The following is a 2,679-nucleotide window of genomic DNA, read 5'->3' on the forward strand; positions in this document are numbered from 1 at the left end:
GATATCAAGAAGCTGACGAACTACTCGCGCGACTGGGTGATCGTGAAACTGCCGATCCGCGTGACCTACGACACGCCGGTGCCGAAGCTGAACCAGATCATCAAGAAAATCAGCAAGGACCTGCTTGCCGACGAGGATGTCGGCCATCTCTTCCTGCAGCCGCTGAAGTCGCAGGGCGTCTACGAGATGGAAGACTCGGCGATGGTGATGCGCGTCAAGTTCATGACCAAGCCGAACGAGCAGTTCGTGGTGCAGCGCATGGTCTATGCCCGCATCCGCGACGAGTTTCTGGCCGCGGGCATCAAGTTCGCCCACCGCAATGTCACGGTCTATGTGGCAAACCCGGACGGCTCGCCGGTTAAGGACAGCGGCAAGGCCGCGGCGGCGGCCGGCTCGGTGCTGGCGCCCATCCTGGCCGACGAGGAAGCCGCTGCGGCGGCCGAGGACGAAGAGGGCGCCGAGACGAAGAACGAATGAGGGCCGCCTCCGGCCCCGCCCTTCAGGAAGGGGGCGGGGCGCGCCTTCAGGACGGGAGACGGGGGACTGTCCGGCAGGCCGCCCGCCGAAAACAGCAAAGCCGCCGGCGGGGGCCGGCGGCTTTCATCCGGATTTGCGACGGGGTGCCGGTTCAGGCGGCCAGCAGGCTTTCGAACAGCGGACGGCCGTCGGTGCCGCCCTGCAGCGGCTCGATCAGGTTTTCCGGATGCGGCATCATGCCGAGCACCCGGCGGTTGGGGCTGAGAATGCCGGCGATGTCGTTGAGCGAGCCGTTGGGGTTGGTGCCTTCGGCATAGCGGAAGGCCACGCGGTCTTCGCCTTCCAGCGCCTTCAGCGTTTCCGGGTCGGTAAAGTAGTTGCCGTCGTGGTGCGCCACCGGGCAGCGGATGACCTGACCGCGCGTGTAGCGGTTGGTGAAGGCGGTGTCGGTGGCCAGCACCTCCAGCTTCACCTCGCGGCAGACGAAGCGCAGGCCGGCATTGCGCATCAGCGCGCCGGGCAGCAGGCCCGCCTCGGTGAGGATCTGGAAGCCGTTGCAGATGCCGATGACGAGGCCGCCGCGGGCGGCATGGGCGCGGATTGCCGCCATGATCGGCGCGCGCGCGGCAATGGCGCCGGAGCGCAGATAATCGCCGTAGGAGAAGCCGCCGGGCAGCACGACGAGGTCGACGGCCGGCAGTTCGCTATCGGCATGCCACACGGCAACCGGCATTTCACCGGAGACGGCAGCCAGCGCCTTCATCACGTCGCGCTCGCGGTTGGAGCCCGGAAAGACGACAACGGCGGATTTCATCGCGGCATTCCTTCGTGCAGGAAGGCGGATCCGGAACGGCGGATCGGACAGGACGGGCGGGGCAGACCGGACGGGCCGCAGGGGCGGCAGCCCGGCCGCGGGGCCCTTACGCGGCGAGGTCGATGGCGTAGCTCTCGATCACCGTGTTGGCGAGCAGGGCTTCGCACATTTCGGTGATCTTCGCCCGCGCGGCCGCGGCATCGGTCTCGCTGAGGTCGAGATCGATCACGCGGCCCTGACGGACGCTTTCCACGCCCGAGAACCCGAGCGCACCGAGCGCGCCCTGAATGGCCTTGCCCTGAGGATCGAGAACGCCGGACTTGAGGGTGACGGTGACGCGCGCTTTCATGACGGTTCCGCGGGCTTGAAGTCGGGGAGGGCAGAACGCCGGCCGCGGGTGGCGGCCGGCAGGAGCGGAGACAGAGCGGCCGGACCGCCGCTCACTTCACCAGCGTGGGGCCGCCGGTGGGGGTACGGTCGTTGTCGTTCAGGATGCCGAGACGACGCGCCACTTCCTGATAGGCCTCCACGAGGCCGCCCATGTCGCGGCGGAAGCGGTCCTTGTCCAGCTTGTCGTTGGTGGTGATGTCCCACAGCCGGCAGGAATCGGGCGAGATCTCGTCGGCGACCACGATGCGCATCATGTCGCCTTCCCACAGGCGGCCGCATTCCATCTTGAAGTCGACGAGGCGGATGCCGACGCCGAGGAACAGGCCGGCGAGGAAATCGTTGACGCGAATCGCCAGCGCCATGATGTCGTCGATTTCCTGCGGGGTCGCCCAGCCGAACGCCGTGATGTGCTCTTCCGAGACCATCGGATCGTTCAGCTTGTCGTTCTTGTAGTAGAATTCGATGATCGAGCGCGGAAGCTGGGTGCCTTCCTCGATGCCGAGGCGGGTCGACAGCGAACCGGCCGCCACGTTGCGCACCACCACTTCAAGCGGAATGATTTCCACTTCGCGGATCAGCTGCTCGCGCATGTTGAGCCGGCGAATGAAGTGGGTCGGAATACCCATATTGTTGAGATGCGTGAAGATGTACTCGGAAATCCTGTTATTCAGGACGCCCTTGCCATCGACGATCTCGTGCTTCTTGGCGTTGAAGGCGGTGGCATCATCCTTGAAGTGCTGGATGAGGGTGCCCGGCTCCGGACCTTCATAAAGGATCTTGGCCTTGCCTTCGTAAATGCGGCGGCGACGGTTCATAGGGATGTACCGTGAATGCTTGAGGAAATCCATGTCGAGCCGCATCTCTCCGTTGTGGCGGACTGTCCCTCGCCGGCGTTCCGGCCCCGGATTTCCGGGGCGCTGCCCGCGGGCAGGGGGACAGGGGGTTCGGCGAGCCACCGAGCTAATGCCGCCGCGGCAACGACGAATGCGCGGGAAACG

The 2,679-nt window shown here is 65.8% G+C and carries 4 protein-coding genes; 1 reads left to right on the forward strand and 3 read right to left on the reverse strand.

All coding sequences use genetic code 11. The annotated features are described in order from the left end of the window. A partial coding sequence (locus V7067_RS17225; protein ID WP_334177115.1) for a mechanosensitive ion channel family protein occupies positions 1-477 on the forward strand: 477 nt, incomplete at its 5' end. Between the two features lie 151 nt (positions 478-628). On the opposite strand, the gene purQ is transcribed toward V7067_RS17225, so the two are convergent. The 3 genes from purQ to purC all read right to left on the reverse strand — a co-directional run bounded on the left by purQ (position 629) and on the right by purC (position 2,529). Then, positions 629-1,291 (reverse strand): phosphoribosylformylglycinamidine synthase subunit PurQ, encoded by a 663-nt coding sequence (gene purQ, locus V7067_RS17230; RefSeq protein ID WP_334177116.1) that lies wholly within the window; start codon positions 1,289-1,291, stop codon positions 629-631. 106 nt (positions 1,292-1,397) lie between these two features. Continuing rightward, on the reverse strand, positions 1,398-1,640 hold the full coding sequence (gene purS / locus V7067_RS17235; RefSeq protein ID WP_334177117.1) for a phosphoribosylformylglycinamidine synthase subunit PurS: 243 nt from the start codon (positions 1,638-1,640) through the stop codon (positions 1,398-1,400). A gap of 91 nt (positions 1,641-1,731) precedes the next feature. Next, positions 1,732-2,529, reverse strand: coding sequence for a phosphoribosylaminoimidazolesuccinocarboxamide synthase (gene purC / locus V7067_RS17240; protein ID WP_334177118.1), 798 nt, complete (start codon positions 2,527-2,529; stop codon positions 1,732-1,734). Between the last annotated feature and the right edge of the window lie 150 nt (positions 2,530-2,679).

Origin of the sequence: Pseudoxanthobacter sp. (assembly GCF_036822375.1) — a bacterium.
Classification (GTDB): Bacteria; Pseudomonadota; Alphaproteobacteria; order Rhizobiales; family Segnochrobactraceae; genus Pseudoxanthobacter.

Excerpts from the sequence above, each read along its gene's own strand:
- purS (WP_334177117.1), bottom strand. The coding sequence starts at position 1,640 with ATGAAAGCGCGCGTCACCGTCACCCTCAAGTCCGGCGTTCTCGATCCT.
- purQ (WP_334177116.1), bottom strand. The coding sequence starts at position 1,291 with ATGAAATCCGCCGTTGTCGTCTTTCCGGGCTCCAACCGCGAGCGCGAC.
- purC (WP_334177118.1), bottom strand. The coding sequence starts at position 2,529 with ATGGATTTCCTCAAGCATTCACGGTACATCCCTATGAACCGTCGCCGC.